Here is a 17,805-nt window from a genome sequence, read left to right on the forward strand (position 1 = left end):
TTAGAACCGACGGTGTGGAGATTCTCGCCAGTCGCGTCCTGTTCCGGCCGGCGGACTACCAGCGGTCGGTGACGTTCTACCGCGACGACATCGGTCTGGCCATCGCCCGCGAATACGGTGGCGGCATGGTGTTCTACGCCGGGCAGTCGTTGATCGAACTGGCCGGCCACGGTGAGCACAACCACGATGCAGGACCGTTCCCCGGCGCGCTGTGGCTGCAGGTGCGCGACGTCTACGCGACGCAGGCCGAACTACACAGCCGCGACGTGTCGATCGCCCGCGAGGCCCGCCAGGAACCGTGGGGTCTGCACGAGATGCACGTGACCGACCCCGACGGCGTCACCCTGATCTTCGTCCAGGTCCCCGAGACCCATCCGCTGCGGCGCGATGCCAGGAGCTGACGGGGGAAGTGGTCAGCGGGCGGGCGTGGCCAGTGGCCATCCCACCGAGGCGAGCCGCGACGCGACCTGATGAATCTCCTCGGGGTTGGGTTCCTTCTCGATGACGGCGTGCACGGCGGTGCGGATCTCGGCCTCGGTGACGGTGTCGGCGTCAGTGGACCTCAGGATCGACTGCGCCGCACTGATGACCTCGTCCTCCGTCAGCGACCGCTTCAGCAGCGCGAGCAACGGGAAGTAGTCCTTCTGCGGCACACCCTCCGGATAGCCCTCGTGCAGCCACGCGAGCACGTTGTCCATGAGGCCCTGGTTGTCTGCCATCGGTTACGCCTTTACTTCGCCGGGATGAAGGGGACGGGATTAAATCCGAAGTGGTGCTCGATGGTGGTGCGCGTGATCCACAGCAGCGCGATCACGATGACCGCCGCGACCAACGCGAACAGCAGCAGTCCCAAGTACTTCAGCACCGGGTTGGGAGCGTGCGTGGTGCCGTCGGCGTCGGTGTTGCCCGCACCCGCCGAATACGCCACCAGGCCGTAGGCGAACATCGCAGGCAGGCCCGCACCGAGGATCAGGCCCACCACAAGCACCGTGAAGACGCTTTCCAGATAGATCACTTCAACGCTTCCTTCGGTAGTGGGTGCATTAGTGGGTGGTCAGCCGGATCAGACGGCGGCCGAGTCCTTCGGCGTGACGGTGGCCTCGCGGACATCGGCGGGGATCACCGAGTTGGTGGAGTCATCCCAGTCGGCGTTGACGTTGGAGCTGTCCACCTTCTGCTGCTGGGCGCGCCACCACATGTAGAACGACAGGCCCACCAGGATGAGGAAGATCAGCCCGTCACCCACCAGCTGCGTGGTGAAGCCCGCCACCGAGTGCGACAGCCAGAAGGCCAGCGCGCCGACGATGCCAGCAGCGGGCAGCGTGACGAGCCATGCCAGCGCCATGCGTCCGGCGACGGCCCAGCGCACCTGGGCACCAGGCTTTCCGACGCCGCTGCCAAGGATCGAGCCGGTCGCCACGTGTGTGGTGGACAGCGCCATACCCGCGGCGCTGGAGCTCAGGATGATCGCGGCCGAGGACGCCTCGGCGGCGAAGCCCTGCGGCGACTCGATCTCGACGAGTCCCTTACCCAGCGTGCGGATGACACGCCAGCCGCCGAGGTAGGTGCCGAGTCCGATGGCCAGCGCGCAGGACGCGATGATCCAGAACGGCAGGCCGTCCTCCTTGACGTCACCCGTCAGATGGCCGGTGGTGATGAGCGCGAGGGCGATGACGCCCATGGTCTTCTGCGCGTCGTTGGTGCCGTGCGACAGCGCGACCAGCGATGCCGTGGCGATCTGCCCCCAGCGGAAGCCGTCCTCACGGCGCTTCTTCACGACCCTGCGGGTGATCCGGTAGACCAGCCACGTGCCGCACGCCGCGACGAGGCCGGCGATCAGCGGGGCCGCGACGGCGGGGATCAGCACCTTCTGCGTCACGCCCGCCCAGTTGACACCGGCCAGCCCCACCGCAGCCATGCCAGCGCCGATGAGGCCGCCGAACAGTGCGTGCGATGAACTCGACGGGATGCCGAACAACCAGGTCAGCAGGTTCCACAGGATGCCGCCGATAAGACCGGCGAAGATGATCGTCAAACCCGTCGAGGCATCGATGTTCGGCAACAGCGTGCCGGTCTTGGTGTCCTGGATCCTCAGCACCGAGGTCGTCACGGTCAGCGCCACCTCGACGGAGAGGAAGGCGCCGACGAGGTTCAGCACACCGGCGAGCAGAACCGCCGTCTTCGGCTTAAGCGCACGCGTGGCGATCGACGTCGCCATGGCATTCCCCGTGTCGTGGAAGCCATTCGTGAAGTCGAAGGCCAGTGCCGTGGCGATCAACAACACGAGGATGATCAGCTCTGCGCTCATGGCGCTCATTCTGTGCGATTCTCAGCAAGTTTGACCAGCCGACAGGCGGGCCAGTTCGACGGATTACCTGGGCAAACGCCGGCTGACAGAATCCGTTCATCCACTGTTCATCTAGGCAGCCCGACGCGTTTGCCGATTGCGGCCCCTTGCGTTCGCCCCCGGCGCTCGGACGGCCCGTTTTCGGGGTCACCATTACGATCGATCTGTCATGAAGCCGGGCGGAACCGCCGCCCGGCGGGGAGTTCTGAGAAGTGAACGGATTTCTCGCCAAGATCGTGGCGTGGCTCAATGCCGGGTATCCCGAGGGAGTGCCCGGCCCCGATCGAGTGCCGCTGCTGGCTCTGCTGACCCGCAGGCTCACCAGTGACGAAGTCCGGACGGTGGCCCAGGATCTGATGGACCGCGGTGAGTTCGACCACGTCGACATCGGCGTCCTCATCACCGGAATCACCGATGAGCTGCCGCTGCCGCAGGACGTCGAGCGGGTCCGGGAGCGCCTGGCCGTCGCCGGCTGGCCGCTGGACGATCCACGTGACGATGAACCGGAGACCTCGCCATAGCCGTCCTACGCGCCGTCGTCGTACCGCCAGTGCCGTCGGCGCCCGCGCTGATCGCCGCCCTCGAGGGCGTCCTCGGCGGCCGGGAATCCGGGATCGCGCTGGTGCCGGCCGCCCAACACGAGGCCGAGCTGATCACCACCGCCCTGCGAGTGGGCGAGGACGTCGACGACGACGTCGCGGTCATCGTGTCGACATCGGGCACGACGGGAGTTCCCAAGGGGGCCATGCTTACCGCGGCCGCCCTGATCGCGAGCGCGGATGCCACCCACGAACGGCTCGGCGGTGCGGGTACGTGGCTGCTGGCATTGCCGGCCCACCACGTCGCGGGGCTTCAGGTGGTGGTTCGCAGCATCATCTCGGGCACCGTGCCCGTCGTGCTGAACCCGAGCTTCTCCGCCGCCGAGCTGCCGGTGGCGGTCGACGCCATGGGCTCGGGACGCCGGTACGCCTCGCTGGTGGCCGTGCAGTTGGACAAGGCACTGAACGATCCGGATGCGACGGCGGCACTGGCGCAGTTGGACGCCGTGCTGATCGGCGGCGGTCCGCTACCCGGGACGCTTCGCGAAAGAGCTACGGCGGCAGGGATTTCAGTGGTTCGCACCTACGGCATGAGCGAGACCGCGGGCGGATGTGTGTACGACGGCGTTGCACTGTCAGGAGTCCGGGTGCGAGTCGGCGACGACGGCCGTGTGACGTTGGGCGGCGACACCATTGCCAAGGGCTACCGGAATCCGGCCGATCCGGACCCGTTCGCCGAGACCGGCTGGTTTCAGACCGATGATGTTGGTGTGCAGGATGATTCGGGCGTACTGCAGATAGTCGGCAGGATCGACGACGCCATCAGCACCGGCGGGCTCACGGTCATGCCCACGCTGGTCGAGGCCGCACTCGCCACTCATCCCGCCATCGCCGACTGTGCGGTGTTCGGCGTCACCGACGCGCGCCTCGGGCAGCGGGTGGCGGTCGCGGTGGTGCTGGCCACAGGCGCGGGCGCGCCGACGTCAGCGCAACTGCGCGAGCACGTCACAGCGACGCTGGATGCCACCGCGGCGCCGCGCGAGGTGCATGTCGTCGACCAGGTGCCACGCCGGGGCATCGGCAAGGTGGACCGACGGGAGCTCACAAAACGATTCGACACCGGTGGATGATGGAATCATGCGCCGTGACGTCACCACCGCCGAGGAACTCCGCGCGATCGTCGGGCAGCCCGTGCCCGCCGTCGCGAACAAGGTGAAGAGCAGGCTGTCAGACGCGCAGCAGCACTGGCTGTCACACTCACCGCTGGGTTTCGTCGCCACCACCGACGCCGAGGGTCGCGTGGACGTCTCCCCCAAGGGCGACCCGCCGGGGTTCGTGCACATCATCGATGACGTCACCATCGCGATCCCCGAACGCCCTGGCAACAAACGGGTCGATGGCTACCTCAACGTGCTGCAACGCCCGCATGTCGGCACGGTGTTCGTGATACCGGGTCGCGGGGACACCCTGCGGATCAACGGCACCGCACGCGTCCTTGCCGATGCGGACTACTTCGACCAGATGGTCGTCGATGGCAAGCGGCCGATCCTGGCGTTGGAGATCGCGGTCGAGGAGGTGTTCTTCCACTGTGCCAAGGCCTTTCTGCGCTCCGACGCCTGGAAGCCCGAGACCTGGAACCCGACCGCCGTGCCCAGCGTGGCGCAACTCGCCAAGGCCATCAAGCCCGATATGAGCGACGAACAACTCGAGGCGTACTACGCCGAGGACAACATGCGCAGGATCCTCTACTAGGAGCCAGCGTCGCGGGACGCGAAGAGGAGCGCGCTGAACCTGTGAGAAACCAGATGGTCAGCGCGGGTTTGAATTTGACGAAACTGGCAATTCCGTCTTGGCAAACGCACCACTTCACGTCTACAGATGGGAACGGCAATGATCGTCCTCGGCGTAATCCTCCTCCTGATCGGCTACTTCACAAGCCTTTCGATCCTCTACACCATCGGCGCAATCCTCGTCGTCGTCGGCGTCGTCCTCTGGATCCTCGGCGCGGTCGGCCGACCCGTCGGTGGCCGCAAGGTCTGGTTCTAGCGCCGCCCTGATATGACCACCGCCGCGGGGCGCGACGATCGGGCGGTCAGCCCGCTCGTTCGCGCCGCCGCGGCGTGGTCGTGGCGGCTGCTCGTCATCGCGGCGGTGGCACTTGTCACCCTGGAGATCATCAGCCGCCTCGGCGTCGTCTTCGTCCCCATTGCAATCGCCCTCGTCTTCACCGCGCTGATGCTTCCCGCCGTCGACTTTCTCGACCGGTACGGCGCGGCGCGCGGGGGCGCCGTTGCGTTCGTCCTCGTCCTCGGCCTCGCAGTACTGGCCGGGGTCCTCACCTTTGTGGTGAACCAATTCATTGACGGTGCACCACAACTCGTCGACGAGGTCACCCGCAGCATCGACAGCACGCGGGACTGGCTGATCAACGGTCCCGCCGGCTTGAGTGCTGACCAGATCAATCACGCCGGTGACACCGTCATCGAAGCGCTGCAGAACAATCAGACTCAACTGACGACCGGGGCGCTGTCGACAGCGGGCACCATCGCCGAGATCCTCACGGGCGCACTGCTCTGCCTTTTCACCGTCATCTTCTTCCTCCTCGGCGGCCGCAGCATCTGGGAGTTCGTCACCCGCCTGATTCCCAGCGAACAGCGGGCCCGTGTTCGCGAGGCAGGCGCAGCGGGATTCCACTCACTGGCCGGCTACGCGCGGGCGACGTCGCTGGTAGCACTCGTCGACGCCGTCGCCATCGGCAGCGGGCTGGCGATCATGGGAATTCCGCTGGCGCTTCCGTTGGCCTCGCTGATCTTCCTCGGCGCCTTCGTTCCCTTGGTGGGTGCGTTGGTGACCGGGTTTCTGGCCGTCATCGTGGCGCTGCTTGCCAAGGGATTCGTGTACGCCCTGATCACGCTCGCCCTGATCATCGCCGTCATGCAGCTCGAGGCACACGTCCTGCAACCACTGGTGATGGGGCACGCGGTGTCACTGCACCCGCTCGCCGTGGTCATCGGTATCACCGCGGGAGGCGTCCTCTACGGCGTGATCGGCGCCCTGCTCGCGGTGCCCGCCATCGCCTTCTTCAACAGCTTCGTCCGCGTCCTGGTCGCCGAGGACCCCGGTGCGCGAGCCGATGCTCTCGACGCCGATGACGGCCCGCTAGTGGATGCCGACGCGGGTTGACGCGAGCAGCGTAAACGCCCCACTACCCGCTCCCCACCCAGCCGTGCAGCCCGGTTAGTCGAGGCGGCGAGCGGGCACTCATCAGGGGTCAATCGAGATGAGGGAGAGACATGAAATCCGATCGCTTCCGGATGCTCGCGAAGGCGCAGGGACCGTTCGCGTCCGTCTACTTCGACGACTCACACGACACCCCGGACGCCCGCAGCCGCCTGGAGCTGCAGTGGAATCACCTAGAAACCCAGCTCACCCGTCACGGCGCCCAAGCGGCACTGGTGCGCCGCATTCGCCGAGCCTATGACGGTGTCCCGTCGGCTGTGGGCAGGCGCGGCATGGCCATTGTCGCCGGCGACGACGTCATGGTCACCCAACGACTGGACCACGTTCCCGAGTACATGACCGTCCGGGTCGCCGAGTGGCCGTACCTGATCCCGATCGTCGAACACGCCGAGTCCCCCGCGACCTATCTCGTGGCGATCGTCGATCACGTCGGCGCCGATATCGCCGTTCACCACGCAGGGCAGGTGCACACGGAGAGCGTCGAGGGCGGTGAGTACCCCATCTACAAGGCATCGGGAGCGGAGACCCCCGGCTTTGGCGATCCACAACCACGTGCCGAGGAGGCCGCCCGGAGAAACATCCGCACCGTCGTCGAGCGTGTCACCACACTGGTGGACGAGTTCTATCCCGAGGCGGTATTCGTGGTTGGGGAGGTGCGCTCGCGCAACGACTTCGTCACCGCGTCGCCCAAACGGGTCGCGGAGCGCGCCGTCCAGGCGAACCTCGGCGCACGGCACGCCGTCGACAACGCGGTGTTGAACGAGTTCGTGACGCAGTACTTCGAGATGGACCACGCCGAGTCGGACGACGCTGTACTGCAACGCTTTCAGGCGGAACTCGTCCGCGCCTCCGGCTTGGCCACCGAGGGCATTCCCGGGGTGTGCGCCGCGCTGCGGGACGGCGCGGTGGAGACCCTCCTCATCGGCAATCTTGGTGATGCGACCGTGCTGGTCGGAGACTGCAGGTCCATAGTTGCGCCGAACGCGGACGTGCTGTCAGAGCTGGGTTCGAAGTCCGCGACGACTGTTCGGGCTGATGAGGCGCTACCGCTCGCCGCCATCGCCATCGACGCAGATCTCGTCGCGGTGGGCGACAGTGCAACGCCGCGAGACGGGATCGGCGCGGTGCTGCGATACGCGCCTCGGACCTCGGCGGCGACGTGATGTCCACCATCGGGGAGATCCGAGGTTGACCGATGGACTGGCTCGCGGCGCCGGAGTCATGGTGGGCCAGACTCGTCATGGAGCGAGGTATCGCAGCCGTGTACGTCGTTGCGTTCCTGTGCGCCGCGCTCCAGTTCCGGGGCCTGATGGGCAGCCACGGTATGACTCCGGTGCCGAGATTCCTGTCGCACCGACCCTTCCGCTCCACGCCGAGCGTCTTTCACATGTTCTACTCGGACCGCTTCTTCGCGACCGTGTGCTGGGCGGGCGTCGCCATCTCCGCCGCCATGGTCCTGGGTCTGGCCGACGCGGTACCGCTGTGGGCGGCGATGGCACTGTGGCTGGCTCTCTGGACGGCGTACCTGTCGATCGTCAACGTCGGGCAGGTGTGGTATTCGTTCGGCTGGGAGTCGCTGCTGTTGGAAGCCGGGTTCCTCACGATCTTCCTCGGCAACGACGAAACGGCGCCTCCCGTGCTCGTGCTGTGGCTCGCCGCGTGGCTGTTGTTCCGCGTCGAGTTCGGCGCGGGCATGATCAAGCTCCGCGGCGACAGATGCTGGCGTGACCTGACGTGTCTGTACTACCACCATGAGACCCAGCCGATGCCGGGGCCACTCAGCTGGTTCTTTCACCGGATGCCGAAACCGTTGCACCGCATCGAGGTTGCGGGAAACCATGTGGCTCAGCTGATAGTGCCGTTCGGTCTCTTCTTCCCGCAACCCGTGGCTACCGTGGCGGCGATCGTCATCGTGGTCACCCAGTTGTGGCTGGTGGCGTCGGGGAACTTCGCCTGGCTCAACTGGGTGACGATCATCCTGGCATTCAGTGCGATCGATGATGGGTTCGTCGCCACCGCGCTCGGGGCGGCACCGCCACCCGAGCACCCTGACGCCCTTCCCACCTGGTTCGCCGTGGCGGTCATCGCCTACACCGCACTCGTGGCAGTGCTGAGCTGGCGGCCCGCCCGAAACCTGGTGTCACATCGGCAGCGGATGAACAGCACGTTTGACCCATTTCACCTGGTGAACGCCTACGGCGCGTTCGGCAGCGTGAGCAAGGTCCGCCGGGAGGTCGTCTTCGAGGGCACCGTGAACACCCACATCGACGGGCACACCGAATGGCGGGAGTACGGGTTCAGAGGCAAGCCCGGCGACGTCGCACGGACACCGCGGCAGTGGAGCCCCTACCACTTGCGACTGGACTGGTTGATGTGGTTCGCGGCGCTCTCGCCGTCCTACGCCGACCCCTGGATCGGACGCTTCTGCCAGGGCCTTCTGACCAACGCCACCGATATCGTGAAACTGCTGCGCGACAACCCCTTTCCTGACGAGCCGCCGACATACGTCCGCGCCGTTCTCTACCGTTATCGCTTCACCACAGCGCGCGAGTTGATCCAGGAGCACGCCTGGTGGCACCGCGAACCGATCGGCGAGTATCTCGCACCCGTCGGCATCAACGAGTTACGGAGGTTGGTGCCGTGAAGGCTCCGGGGGCAGCCGAGTTCGTGCCCCGCACACACGATCTCGACAACCGCGCACCGGTCACGATGGAGACAACACCGCCGCGGCGGGCACGCCGAATGTCAGCAGGCTCGCGGAGAGCAGGAACCAGCCGGCACCCTGCCAGATCGGCCACGTGCGGCGGGCGCGCCAGTCGCGGTAGGTCTTCACAAAGGCACCCAGCGCACCCGCGAACAGCACGCCGGGCGTCAACGCCGCCACGATGACCCGGTCGCGATCCCCGAGTGCATAGACGGCGAACATCAGCGCCGCGAGCACTAGCACCACGAATACATAGGTCACCGCCGATCGCACCGCATGAGGATCGTGCCACCGCTTCTCGACATCGTTGGTCACCTCACTCCACCACCTCGATGGTGTGCAGCGTCGACGAGCACGTCGACTAGCGAAGTCGCTGACTGACCCATGCTCATCGGATACCCGGCTGTCGTCGTTATGAAGCCCCACCACGGGGTACCCGCCAGCCATGCCGGTTCCTGGATTGATCGTCATCGGCAGTGGGCCCGCCGGGGTCGCTGCCGCGGCAGCCTTTCGCGACGGTGACCCCGACACGCCGATACTGCTGATCTCCGCCGACCAAGACCCGCCCTACGCGCGGCCACCGCTGAGCAAGGACTATCTGCGCGGTGACACCGACGACGTGGCTCTGCACGAGCCGTCGTGGTACGCCGATCGGACGATTCAGCTGAGCCTGGGGCGTCATGTGGACGCCATCGACCCCGACGCCCACCGCGTGATGATCGACGGCGCGCCCCGCGAGTACACAGCGTTGGTGCTGGCCACCGGGGCGGCTCCCGCACCGCTGCCGGTGCCCGGCGGCGAGCACGCGCTGTCACTGCGGTCCTTGGCCGACGCTCGTCGACTGCGCCAGTCGGCAAGGTCGGCGAAGTCCGCCGTGGTGATCGGATCCGGGTTCATCGGCTGCGAAGCCGCGGCATCGCTTGCCATGCAGGACATTCCGGTCACGATGATCGCGCCCGAACGGATACCTCAGGAGAAACGTCTCGGTACCGCGGCTGGCGATCGGCTGCGCCAACTCGTCGAGCAGGCGGGTGCGCGCCACGCGGGCGGCACATCGGTGCAGGGAATCGAGCGCAGAGGTGACCGGCTGGTGGTCAGTGTGAGCGACGGCGTCGCGATCGACTGCGAGTTGGTGCTCGCCGCCACCGGTGTGCACCCGCAGTCCGGCCTCGCAACGTCAACGGGGCTGAAGGTCGACGACGACGGCCGGATCGTCGTCGACGCCGGCGCCCGCTCGTCGGCGCCGGACGTGTATGCCGCCGGGGACGTCGCGCTGATGGGGAACGATGCGGCGGGCCGTCACATCGCGGTCGAACACTGGCAGGACGCCGAGGATCAGGGTGCGATCGCGGGGACCAATGCGGCCGGCGGGCGGCAGCGCTGGGCGGGTGTGCCCGGCTTCTGGTCCACCATCGGCGACGCGACCATCAAGTACCACGCCTGGGGCGACGGGTACACCGCAGAACGCCTCGTCGAGCGCCACGACGGGTTCGCCGTCTGGTACGTGCGGGGCGGAGCCGCGGTGGGCGTCCTCACCTGCAATTCCGACGACGAGTACGACGAGGGTGAGGAGCTCATCCGGGTGGGCAAGCCGCCGCCGCTGGCTGTGCCGTGATTATCGCGGTGCTCGACGTTTGAAATGCGGCGCAGCGGGTACCTTCCGCTATCACGGCGAGGACGGGAGGCTCATGCGTACCGAATTCCATGCCGAACTGGACCGTCTGACGGCCGAACTCGGTGAGATGTGCGGCGCAGCGGGCACCATCATGCAGAGTGCAACCGTGGCGTTGGTGGACGCCGACTTACCCTCCGCGGAGCGGGTCGCCGGCGAACTCGCACGCCTTGACGTGTTGGACGCCCGGGTCCAGGACCGCGCGTTCGCGTTGCTGGCGCTTCAGGCGCCCGTCGCGCGGGATTTACGGACCATCGTGTCGGGAATCCAGATCGCCGCGGACGCGGACCGCATGGGCGGCCTCGCCGCCCACGTGGCCAAGATCGCGCGGCGGCACCACCCCGCGTCGGCCGTGCCGCATCCCGCCGGCGAGTACTTCGTCCAGATGGGCGGTATCGCAGTCGGATTGGCCGAGCGCGTGCAGACCGCGGTGCTGACCGGGAACGTCGAGCAGGCCCGCCTCATCCAGGAGGGCGACGAGGTCATGAACGACCTGCACCGGCGCCTGTTCGGCGTGCTGACCGACCATCGGTGGCCGCATGGCACCGCAGCGGCCGCCGACGTCGTGCTGCTCGGCAGGTTCTACGAACGCTTCGCCGACCATGCCGTGGCGATAGCCCGGCGCATCGAGTTTCAGAACACGGGTCACACCCCGAATCGATTCAACGACACCTCACCCGTTGTCGAGATCCACCGCTGACAGGAGAACCGGTTTCCATCGCGACGCTCGCGGGTAGTTCGGCAATGTCGGCACACAACTTGGTGCCGCTCACCAAACATCAAGCCCGCGGGAAGAAGATCTGCCATGGCCTCACAGCCCATCACCACGCCTGGTGACGTCGTCACCTATCTCAAGGATCAGCACGAGGCGATCAAGGCGCTGTTCATCCACACACTCGACGCGAAGAACGCAGCGGATCAGCAGGCGTCGTTCACACGGTTGCGCACACTGCTGGCCGTGCACGAGACGGCCGAGGAGATGATGATCCACCCCCGCGTCCGGCGCAAGGTCGACGGTGGCGAAGAGGTGGCCGCAGCTCGACTCAGCGAGGAACACGACGCCAAGATCGCCCTTGGCAACCTGGAGAGAATTCCGTGCGGCACCGCCGAGTTCAGCAAGGAACTCATTCACCTGCAGAGAGCTGTGATCGAGCACGCCGAACGCGAGGAAGCCGAGGAGTTCACCCTGCTGGGCGAGCAGCTCGACGCCGACGAACTCGCCAAGCTCAGGACCGCCGTCCAGTTCGCAGAACGTATCGCGCCGACACATCCGCATGCCGGCGTGGAGTCCGGCTTCGCCAACTTCGCGGTCGGCCCCTTCGCATCCCTAGTCGACCGGGCCCGCGACGCGCTGCGCGGTAGGGCCGTCTGAGTTCCGGCCTGCGCTCGATGGGTCAGTCGGGTATTCGCTCGTGCACCGTGAGGAGCACGTGATCGACGGCCGATCTCGTTCTGCGATCCATGGGCTGCTCGCAGAGTTCCTGAACGAACCCCTCCGCGATCTTGCGCAGCTTGACGTTGGTCTCCTGCGAGCGCCAGGTCAGCACCTTGAATGCCTGATCGCCTGACACCCCATAGGCCATCCGAATGATGCCAATCGCCTGGTTGATGATCGCGCGGCGCTCCTCGACCTCGGCCACGGCTTCGGTGACCGAGCGTTGCACGTCGGCGTCCAGGTCGTCGGTGATGTCGATGTAGAAGCCCGTCGTGCCGAGGACCTCGCCGTCCGCGCCGCACAGTTGATCGCCCACCACCACGACGACGTGCTCGCTTCCCGCCGTGTCGATGATGCGGTGCCTGCTGCTGAACGCGGCTCCGTGCTGCAGGACCTGGTCAATCACCTCGGCCACGGCGGGCTTGTCGTCAGGATGCTTGTGGGACAGGATCAGCTCGGTCGTCGGCGTGACCTCACCCGGCGCGTAGCCGTGCATACGAGCAACTGCGTCCGACCACTCCCAGCGCCCGGCAGCCTTCAGGTATTGGAAGCTTCCGACGCGTGCGAATCCGTCCGTCTCGGGATTCGACGATCCGTTGCCCACGGGAGAAGCAATACCACATCGACCTGGGCACCATCCGCGATCGTGATTACCGGCTGCATCTCGGGCACACCCTTGATCAGCCAGCCCATACCAGCCGGTTCTGGCCGTCGTCGTACACCACCTCGGTCGGGGCGGGCCCGGTGACGTCGAAGTAGATGCTCCCGCTGGAGTTTCCACCCTGGTTGAGCGGGGAGACGCTGAGATCGGGAGCCAGCGTCTGCTCCAGCACGCGGTAGTTCTGGCCGTCGGCGGTGCGCGCGTTGAAGAACTGCATCGCGGGTATCACGGAACCGCTAACCGCATCCACGGCAACGGGCGCCTCCCACAGGGTGCCCGCTAACGGAACCTCGCCAGTCAGCGGCACGTTCAACTCGTTGGTACCACTGGGTTGCAGGTCATCGACGGTGTACCCACCAGTCCCCGCGCCGTCTGTGTCGGTGACGTGCAGTTGTGCGCCGAACCCGGCGGCGGCCGGTTCGGCCGAGGCACTGGGGGTACCGCCCGTTCCAATGGAGGCCGCCACAACGACTGCTCCGGTTACGACTGCCGCGGTTGTCATCACGTTCATGAGAGTTCGGCTCCTCCTTCCGCAACCCGCGCCGGACGATCACGACGGTCGCGCGACCCCCAGCGCGTTCGGTGTTGTCACTAATTGGCTTGCCGCTTTTGAGCTGTCAAAAACACCCCGCTGCTCAACGTGAAGTGCTCGACCGAGAGGGAGACAAAACGTCGACGATGAGTGGCCGGTGATCTGAGAATGGCATCAGCGGTGCGGTGCAGCCCGCAGCGACGAACCTCGGGTCGTCTGTGAGCACGTGATCGAGTTGGCGGTTGGGTTCGTGAGCGGGAAATGTCGGCGCCGTGGCCAGGGCCCGCATGCCCGACCAGCGCGCCACCGACCCCTCAGTCATATTGAGATCGCCCACCAGCAGGCGCGGCCCCGGCATGCCGCGCAGGTCACGGACGAGGCTGCGCAGCTGACGGCGGTTCCACCCCGGGACGAACGACAGATGCGTGTTGGCTACTGTCACCACGCCGATCGGGGTGTCGAACCGGCCGATAACCGCAGCGCGAGGCTCCTCGTCGACGACCATCACCCGACGCGGCCCGGGCAGATACATCGGGAACCTCATCGGTATCCGTGGCAGCCGCACCACCTGCCACGACGCTGCGGGATGGCGCGACAGCAGTGCTACGCCGTAGGCGGCCGTGCCAGGCTGCTCGTCGCCGGTGGCTGCCATCCAGGTGGCGCCGGGTGTGCCGGAGATGGCGGCGACGAAGCGATGGCTGGTCGCACCCATCGCCTCGGCGGCGACGGCCGTGAGGTCGGCCATGCCGGACCGCTCCTGCACATGGTCAACCTCTTGCAGGGCAAGGATGTCGGCGTCGATGCGGCGCACACAGTCGGCCAGCCTGTCGATGTCGACACCGTTACCGACGGTCCTGCCGTGAAGGATGTTGAATGTCGCGATCCGCACGGGGTATTACGTACCCACGATGACGCTGACACACCCTTGGGAGGCACGATGCTCGCCCATGAAGACGCGCTGCGCGACGCCCTGCGCCTAGCGGCATCCGCACTGCGCGCCCACGGTCCCGAGTTCGCATTGGCGGGCAGCTACGCCCTGTGGGTGCACGGCGCACCGGAACCTGTCCACGACGCCGACATCGTGGTCGCCGAGGCCGATGTGGAACACGCCGTCGCCACACTCGCCGACGCCGGTTTCGAGATCATCCGCACACCCGAGGACTGGTTGTTCAAGGCCACGATGAACTCGGCACTGGTCGACGTGCTGCACCGCGTGAACGGGGTGGTCGTGGACTCTGCCCTCATCGCCGCGGCCGACGTCCTCGACGTGCTCGCCATCCCCATGCCCGTTCTGCCGCCAACCACTGTCCTCACCCAGAAGCTGAAGTCCTTGCACGAACACCACTGCGATTTCGAAGCGCTGCTGCCCGCTGCGCGAGCGGTCCGCGAACGGGTGGACTGGTCGACAGTGCGGTCCGAGACCAAGGACAACGACTTCGCGACCGCGTTTCTGTTTCTGCTCGACCGTCTCGGCATCACCGAGATGCCGCCCGGCTGAGTCCCTCACCACATCGGGGCGCCGAACCAGTGCGACAACGCCTGCCGCAGTGACGGCACTGCGGTGTCGGCGGCTTCGTCTATGCCTGCGGCCCAGGCGATCTGGGCATCAGGACGGATCAGCGCGGCGTCAGCCGGTCGACCATCGGACGGCGCCGTGCGCAGATCAACCCGATGCGCCCAGCCCCCGGCGGCCTCGCGCAGGTCCGCGCGGTCGGCGAAATCGACGAGAACGGGCCTTGCCGTGCGCACCAGTTCGGCGACGCCGATGGTGTCGGGCGCGAACGTGCCGGCCAGCGCGTGGTGACCGGATCCGGGCATCGGATAGCGGACGTCGCAGCCCGCAATGAGGGCGCTCATCCGGTGCAGTGGCGCTTGGTCGACGAGGAGCTCGGAGAAGAGATCCCGCAGCGCTACAGCGGCTGGATCGTGTCCACGCCGCAACGCCACCTGGGCCTGGGTGTGCAGCAGCGTGCGGGAACCGGCGAGATGACGCTCGTCGTGATAGGTGTCCAGCAGGCCTGCGGGTGCCCAGCCAGCGATGTCGGCGGCTAGCTTCCAGGCCAGGTTGACCGCGTCCATCATGCCCGCGTTGACCGCCACGCCCGGTGCCGGGAACAGATGGGCCGCATCGCCTGCCAGAAATATCCTGCCGTCGCGGTAACTCTGCGCGTGCCGGGCATGGAAGGTGAAGCGCGTCAGTCGAGTCGGCTCGCCAAGGGGCACGTCCGCGCCGAGTACCCGCCGGATGCTGTCCCGGAATTCGGTCACGGTCATCGGCACGTCATCGTCGTAGTCTCCGGCGTCGTTCTCGTTGGTGTAGACGCCCAGATCACCTGGGGTGTACGAGGCGATCGCGAATTCACCGCGCTCCGTTCGGGTGAAGCCTGAAGGAAGCCGGCCGACACCGGGGATGTCATAGTCACCGTCGTCGCGCAGAGTCACCGAATCGGGCATGGTGAACTGGCCCAGGCGGTTGACCTCCGGATAGGTCAGACCGGGAAACTCGATGCCGGCCATATCGCGTACCGCGCTGTGCGCGCCGTCGCAGCCCACGAGATAGCGCGCGGTCACCCGGTATGGGCCGTCGGGGCCACGTACGTCCGCGATCACCGCGTTCGGGTCCTGGCTCACCGCGATCACCTCGTGCCCACGACGGATGTCGGCGCCGAGTTCGGTGCCGATGTCCGCGAGCAACCGCTCTAGATCGGGTTGCGGGAGACGCAGCGCCTGCATCGGGGGCTCGGTGAGCGAGGTGAAGTCGATGTGCAGACCGCCGAAGGGGAACCGGGGCGTCGGGCGGGGCTGGCCACTGGCGGCCTCGAAGCGCTCGATCAGGCCTCTATAGCGCAGTAGTTGCAGAATCTGCCCGCCCAGACCGCCGGCCTTCGGGACCTCGCGGACCCGGGGCAGCCGGTCCAGAACCAGCGGCCGCACACCCGCCGCGCCCAGTTCCGTTGCCAACGTCAGGCCGGTCGGGGCCGCGCCCACGATGATCACGTCGGTATCGAACTCTGGCATTCACACGCTCCATTTCCGCAGGTTCTGGCTTCGGCGTGCGATTCTGCGGCACTACCGGGGTCTTGCCGCAAGCCCCCCGGTGAGCTATAAGTTGAAGGTGAGGGCAAGACAGCTCCGCCCCCTTACCCCGTGTTCGCACCGGATTGACTGGCCGCGAAACGGGGTAATCGGAGCCCACATCAGGCCGTGAGGCCAGGGAGGGCGGAAGCTATGACCACTAGAGGCGCAACGGTCACCGTCGAATACGGCATTCAGACACCGAACAGCAAGACAGTCCTGGTGGTCACCGACGATCTGAGCGAGGCTGTGAGCACCCTCAATATGCTCGGATCCGGCACACTCATCCGGCGCACGGTCCGATGCAGCCCGTGGCGCGCCGTCGACCACGGGTTGCACGAAGCGGTCTGAGACACGAAACGGTGTGAGACCTGCTGCGTTCAGCCCGAACCCACTGTCGTGGTTAGGGTCTGAGCATCACCTTGACCGCACCGTCGGCCTTCTTCTGGAAGATGTCGTAGCCGTGGGCGGCATCGTCGAGCGGTAGAACATGGCTGGCGAACGTGTCAACGCCGAGCGGGTCCTCATCGGTCAGCAGCGGCATGATGTCATCCACCCACCTCTTGACGTTCGCCTGTCCCATCCGCAGTTGTATCTGCTTGTCGAACAGCGTGAGCATGGGCAGCGGGTCGGCCATGCCGCCGTACACGCCGATGAGTGAGATGGTTCCGCCGCGACGGACGATGTCGATCGCGGAGTAAAGGGCATCGAGGCGGTCTACGCCCGCCTTCTGCAGCATGGGCTTGGCGAGGACGTTGGGGAGCACGGACGTGAGCTGCTGGGCCGCCTTGGCGATCGGCGAGCCATGCGCCTCCATCCCGACCGCGTCAATCACCGAATCGGTTCCCCGCCCATCTGTCATATCCCTGATCACATCCCCGACCGGGGCACCGAGGGATCTCAGGTCGAGCGTGGAGATACCGAATGCCTCTGCCCGGGTCAGCCTTTCGGTCACTCGATCCACCGCGATGACGCGGTACCCGAGGTGGTGAGCGATACGGGCCGCCATATCCCCGATCGGGCCGAGCCCCAGAACCGTGACGGACCCGCCATCGGGAACGTCGGCATAGGCGACCGCCTGCCACGCGGTCGGAAGCACGTCGGAGAGATACACGTACCGCGCGTCGGTCGGCCCGACCGGAACCTTGATGTGGGTGAACTGAGCTTGCGGGACGCGGAGCAACTCCGCCTGCCCGCCGGGCACCGAGCCGTACAGCTCGGAGTAGCCGAACAGCGCAGCGCCCATGCCCTGATCTCGCACCTGAGTTGTCTCGCACTGGGTGTACAACTGCATATCGCACATGAAGCAGTGGCCGCAGGACATCTGGAACGGAATTACCACGCGGTCACCAACCTTCAGGTTCTCCACATCAGAGCCCACGTCTGCAACGATGCCCATCGGTTCGTGTCCGAGGATGTCACCGGGACGCATGAACGCCCCCAGTACCTCGTACAGGTGCAGGTCGGACCCGCAGATATTGGTCGATGTCACCTCGATGATGGCATCGGTGCCCACTTCGATCTTGGGGTCCGGCACCGTCTCAACACGTACATCGCGTTTCCCGTGCCAGGTGACTGCTCTCATCATGCTCTCCTGTCC

22 protein-coding genes are annotated in these 17,805 nt (G+C 66.4%); 13 read left to right on the forward strand and 9 right to left on the reverse strand.

The window, feature by feature from the left end:
* Nucleotides 1-14: 14 nt before the first annotated feature.
* Nucleotides 15-401 carry a VOC family protein gene (locus tag ABIA65_RS21140; RefSeq protein ID WP_241401078.1) on the forward strand — a complete coding sequence of 129 codons (387 nt, stop codon included), beginning with the start codon at nt 15-17 and terminating at the stop codon, nt 399-401.
* A gap of 12 nt (nt 402-413) precedes the next feature.
* Here the strand turns inward: ABIA65_RS21140 and ABIA65_RS21145 are convergent, their stop codons facing one another.
* From ABIA65_RS21145 to ABIA65_RS21155, 3 genes are read right to left on the reverse strand one after another with little or no spacing between them, the layout of a single operon-like run.
* Nucleotides 414-719, reverse strand: a complete 306-nt coding sequence (locus ABIA65_RS21145; RefSeq protein WP_241401079.1) for a DUF3349 domain-containing protein — start codon at nt 717-719, stop codon at nt 414-416.
* Nucleotides 720-730: 11 nt separating this feature from the next.
* Nucleotides 731-1,015: a hypothetical protein gene (locus ABIA65_RS21150; RefSeq protein ID WP_241401080.1), complete on the reverse strand. Its 285-nt coding sequence runs from the start codon at nt 1,013-1,015 to the stop codon at nt 731-733.
* Nucleotides 1,016-1,063: 48 nt separating this feature from the next.
* Complete coding sequence (locus tag ABIA65_RS21155) at nt 1,064-2,308, reverse strand: inorganic phosphate transporter (protein WP_241401081.1); 1,245 nt, start codon at nt 2,306-2,308, stop codon at nt 1,064-1,066.
* 251 nt (nt 2,309-2,559) lie between these two features.
* Between ABIA65_RS21155 and ABIA65_RS21160 the strand changes: the two genes are divergently transcribed.
* The 7 genes from ABIA65_RS21160 (at nt 2,560) to ABIA65_RS21190 (ending at nt 8,770) form a co-directional block, all read left to right on the forward strand.
* Nucleotides 2,560-2,868, forward strand: a complete 309-nt coding sequence (locus tag ABIA65_RS21160) for a DUF3349 domain-containing protein (RefSeq protein WP_241401082.1) — start codon at nt 2,560-2,562, stop codon at nt 2,866-2,868.
* A 29-nt stretch (nt 2,869-2,897) separates the two neighbouring features.
* Nucleotides 2,898-4,016, forward strand: coding sequence for an o-succinylbenzoate--CoA ligase (menE, locus tag ABIA65_RS21165; RefSeq protein WP_354524811.1), 1,119 nt, complete (start codon nt 2,898-2,900; stop codon nt 4,014-4,016).
* Between the two features lie 7 nt (nt 4,017-4,023).
* Nucleotides 4,024-4,638 carry a pyridoxamine 5'-phosphate oxidase family protein gene (locus ABIA65_RS21170; protein WP_241401083.1) on the forward strand — a complete coding sequence of 205 codons (615 nt, stop codon included), beginning with the start codon at nt 4,024-4,026 and terminating at the stop codon, nt 4,636-4,638.
* Nucleotides 4,639-4,764: 126 nt separating this feature from the next.
* Nucleotides 4,765-4,932 carry a hypothetical protein gene (locus ABIA65_RS21175; RefSeq protein WP_354524942.1) on the forward strand — a complete coding sequence of 56 codons (168 nt, stop codon included), beginning with the start codon at nt 4,765-4,767 and terminating at the stop codon, nt 4,930-4,932.
* A gap of 12 nt (nt 4,933-4,944) precedes the next feature.
* Nucleotides 4,945-6,069: an AI-2E family transporter gene (locus ABIA65_RS21180; RefSeq protein WP_241401084.1), complete on the forward strand. Its 1,125-nt coding sequence runs from the start codon at nt 4,945-4,947 to the stop codon at nt 6,067-6,069.
* A gap of 110 nt (nt 6,070-6,179) precedes the next feature.
* Nucleotides 6,180-7,289, forward strand: a complete 1,110-nt coding sequence (locus ABIA65_RS21185) for an Rv2629 family ribosome hibernation factor (RefSeq protein WP_241401085.1) — start codon at nt 6,180-6,182, stop codon at nt 7,287-7,289.
* Nucleotides 7,290-7,321: 32 nt separating this feature from the next.
* Nucleotides 7,322-8,770, forward strand: a complete 1,449-nt coding sequence (locus ABIA65_RS21190; protein WP_354524812.1) for a lipase maturation factor family protein — start codon at nt 7,322-7,324, stop codon at nt 8,768-8,770.
* Between the two features lie 60 nt (nt 8,771-8,830).
* Here ABIA65_RS21190 and ABIA65_RS21195 read toward each other — a convergent pair whose 3' ends face one another.
* A complete protein-coding gene (locus ABIA65_RS21195; protein ID WP_241401087.1) occupies nt 8,831-9,145 on the reverse strand; it encodes a hypothetical protein in 315 nt (104 codons plus the stop codon).
* A gap of 130 nt (nt 9,146-9,275) precedes the next feature.
* Here ABIA65_RS21195 and ABIA65_RS21200 point away from each other — a divergent pair, with 130 nt between their 5' ends.
* The 3 genes from ABIA65_RS21200 (at nt 9,276) to ABIA65_RS21210 (ending at nt 11,874) form a co-directional block, all read left to right on the forward strand.
* Entirely contained in the window at nt 9,276-10,445 is a 1,170-nt protein-coding gene (locus tag ABIA65_RS21200) for an NAD(P)/FAD-dependent oxidoreductase (protein WP_241401088.1), read from the forward strand.
* Nucleotides 10,446-10,518: 73 nt separating this feature from the next.
* A complete protein-coding gene (gene phoU / locus ABIA65_RS21205) occupies nt 10,519-11,202 on the forward strand; it encodes a phosphate signaling complex protein PhoU (protein ID WP_241401089.1) in 684 nt (227 codons plus the stop codon).
* A 105-nt stretch (nt 11,203-11,307) separates the two neighbouring features.
* A complete protein-coding gene (locus ABIA65_RS21210; protein WP_354524813.1) occupies nt 11,308-11,874 on the forward strand; it encodes a hemerythrin domain-containing protein in 567 nt (188 codons plus the stop codon).
* Nucleotides 11,875-11,896: 22 nt separating this feature from the next.
* Here ABIA65_RS21210 and ABIA65_RS21215 read toward each other — a convergent pair whose 3' ends face one another.
* From ABIA65_RS21215 to ABIA65_RS21225, 3 genes are all read right to left on the reverse strand, one after another.
* Nucleotides 11,897-12,541, reverse strand: a complete 645-nt coding sequence (locus tag ABIA65_RS21215) for a PAS and ANTAR domain-containing protein (protein ID WP_241401091.1) — start codon at nt 12,539-12,541, stop codon at nt 11,897-11,899.
* Nucleotides 12,542-12,617: 76 nt separating this feature from the next.
* Nucleotides 12,618-13,109, reverse strand: a complete 492-nt coding sequence (locus ABIA65_RS21220) for a DUF1942 domain-containing protein (protein ID WP_354524814.1) — start codon at nt 13,107-13,109, stop codon at nt 12,618-12,620.
* Nucleotides 13,110-13,233: 124 nt separating this feature from the next.
* Entirely contained in the window at nt 13,234-14,019 is a 786-nt protein-coding gene (locus ABIA65_RS21225; RefSeq protein ID WP_354524815.1) for an endonuclease/exonuclease/phosphatase family protein, read from the reverse strand.
* A gap of 48 nt (nt 14,020-14,067) precedes the next feature.
* On the opposite strand from ABIA65_RS21225, the gene ABIA65_RS21230 reads away from it, so the two are divergent.
* Nucleotides 14,068-14,628 carry a hypothetical protein gene (locus ABIA65_RS21230; protein ID WP_354524816.1) on the forward strand — a complete coding sequence of 187 codons (561 nt, stop codon included), beginning with the start codon at nt 14,068-14,070 and terminating at the stop codon, nt 14,626-14,628.
* 5 nt (nt 14,629-14,633) lie between these two features.
* On the opposite strand, the gene ABIA65_RS21235 is transcribed toward ABIA65_RS21230, so the two are convergent.
* Nucleotides 14,634-16,148, reverse strand: a complete 1,515-nt coding sequence (locus ABIA65_RS21235; protein WP_354524817.1) for an FAD-dependent monooxygenase — start codon at nt 16,146-16,148, stop codon at nt 14,634-14,636.
* Between the two features lie 210 nt (nt 16,149-16,358).
* Between ABIA65_RS21235 and ABIA65_RS21240 the strand changes: the two genes are divergently transcribed.
* Nucleotides 16,359-16,556, forward strand: coding sequence for a hypothetical protein (locus ABIA65_RS21240; RefSeq protein WP_241401096.1), 198 nt, complete (start codon nt 16,359-16,361; stop codon nt 16,554-16,556).
* A 52-nt stretch (nt 16,557-16,608) separates the two neighbouring features.
* Here the strand turns inward: ABIA65_RS21240 and ABIA65_RS21245 are convergent, their stop codons facing one another.
* Entirely contained in the window at nt 16,609-17,790 is a 1,182-nt protein-coding gene (locus ABIA65_RS21245; RefSeq protein ID WP_241401097.1) for a zinc-dependent alcohol dehydrogenase, read from the reverse strand.
* Between the last annotated feature and the right edge of the window lie 15 nt (nt 17,791-17,805).

Origin of the sequence: Mycolicibacterium sp. 624, from assembly GCF_040548615.1 — a bacterium.
In the GTDB taxonomy this organism is placed as follows: Bacteria; Actinomycetota; Actinomycetes; order Mycobacteriales; family Mycobacteriaceae; genus Mycobacterium.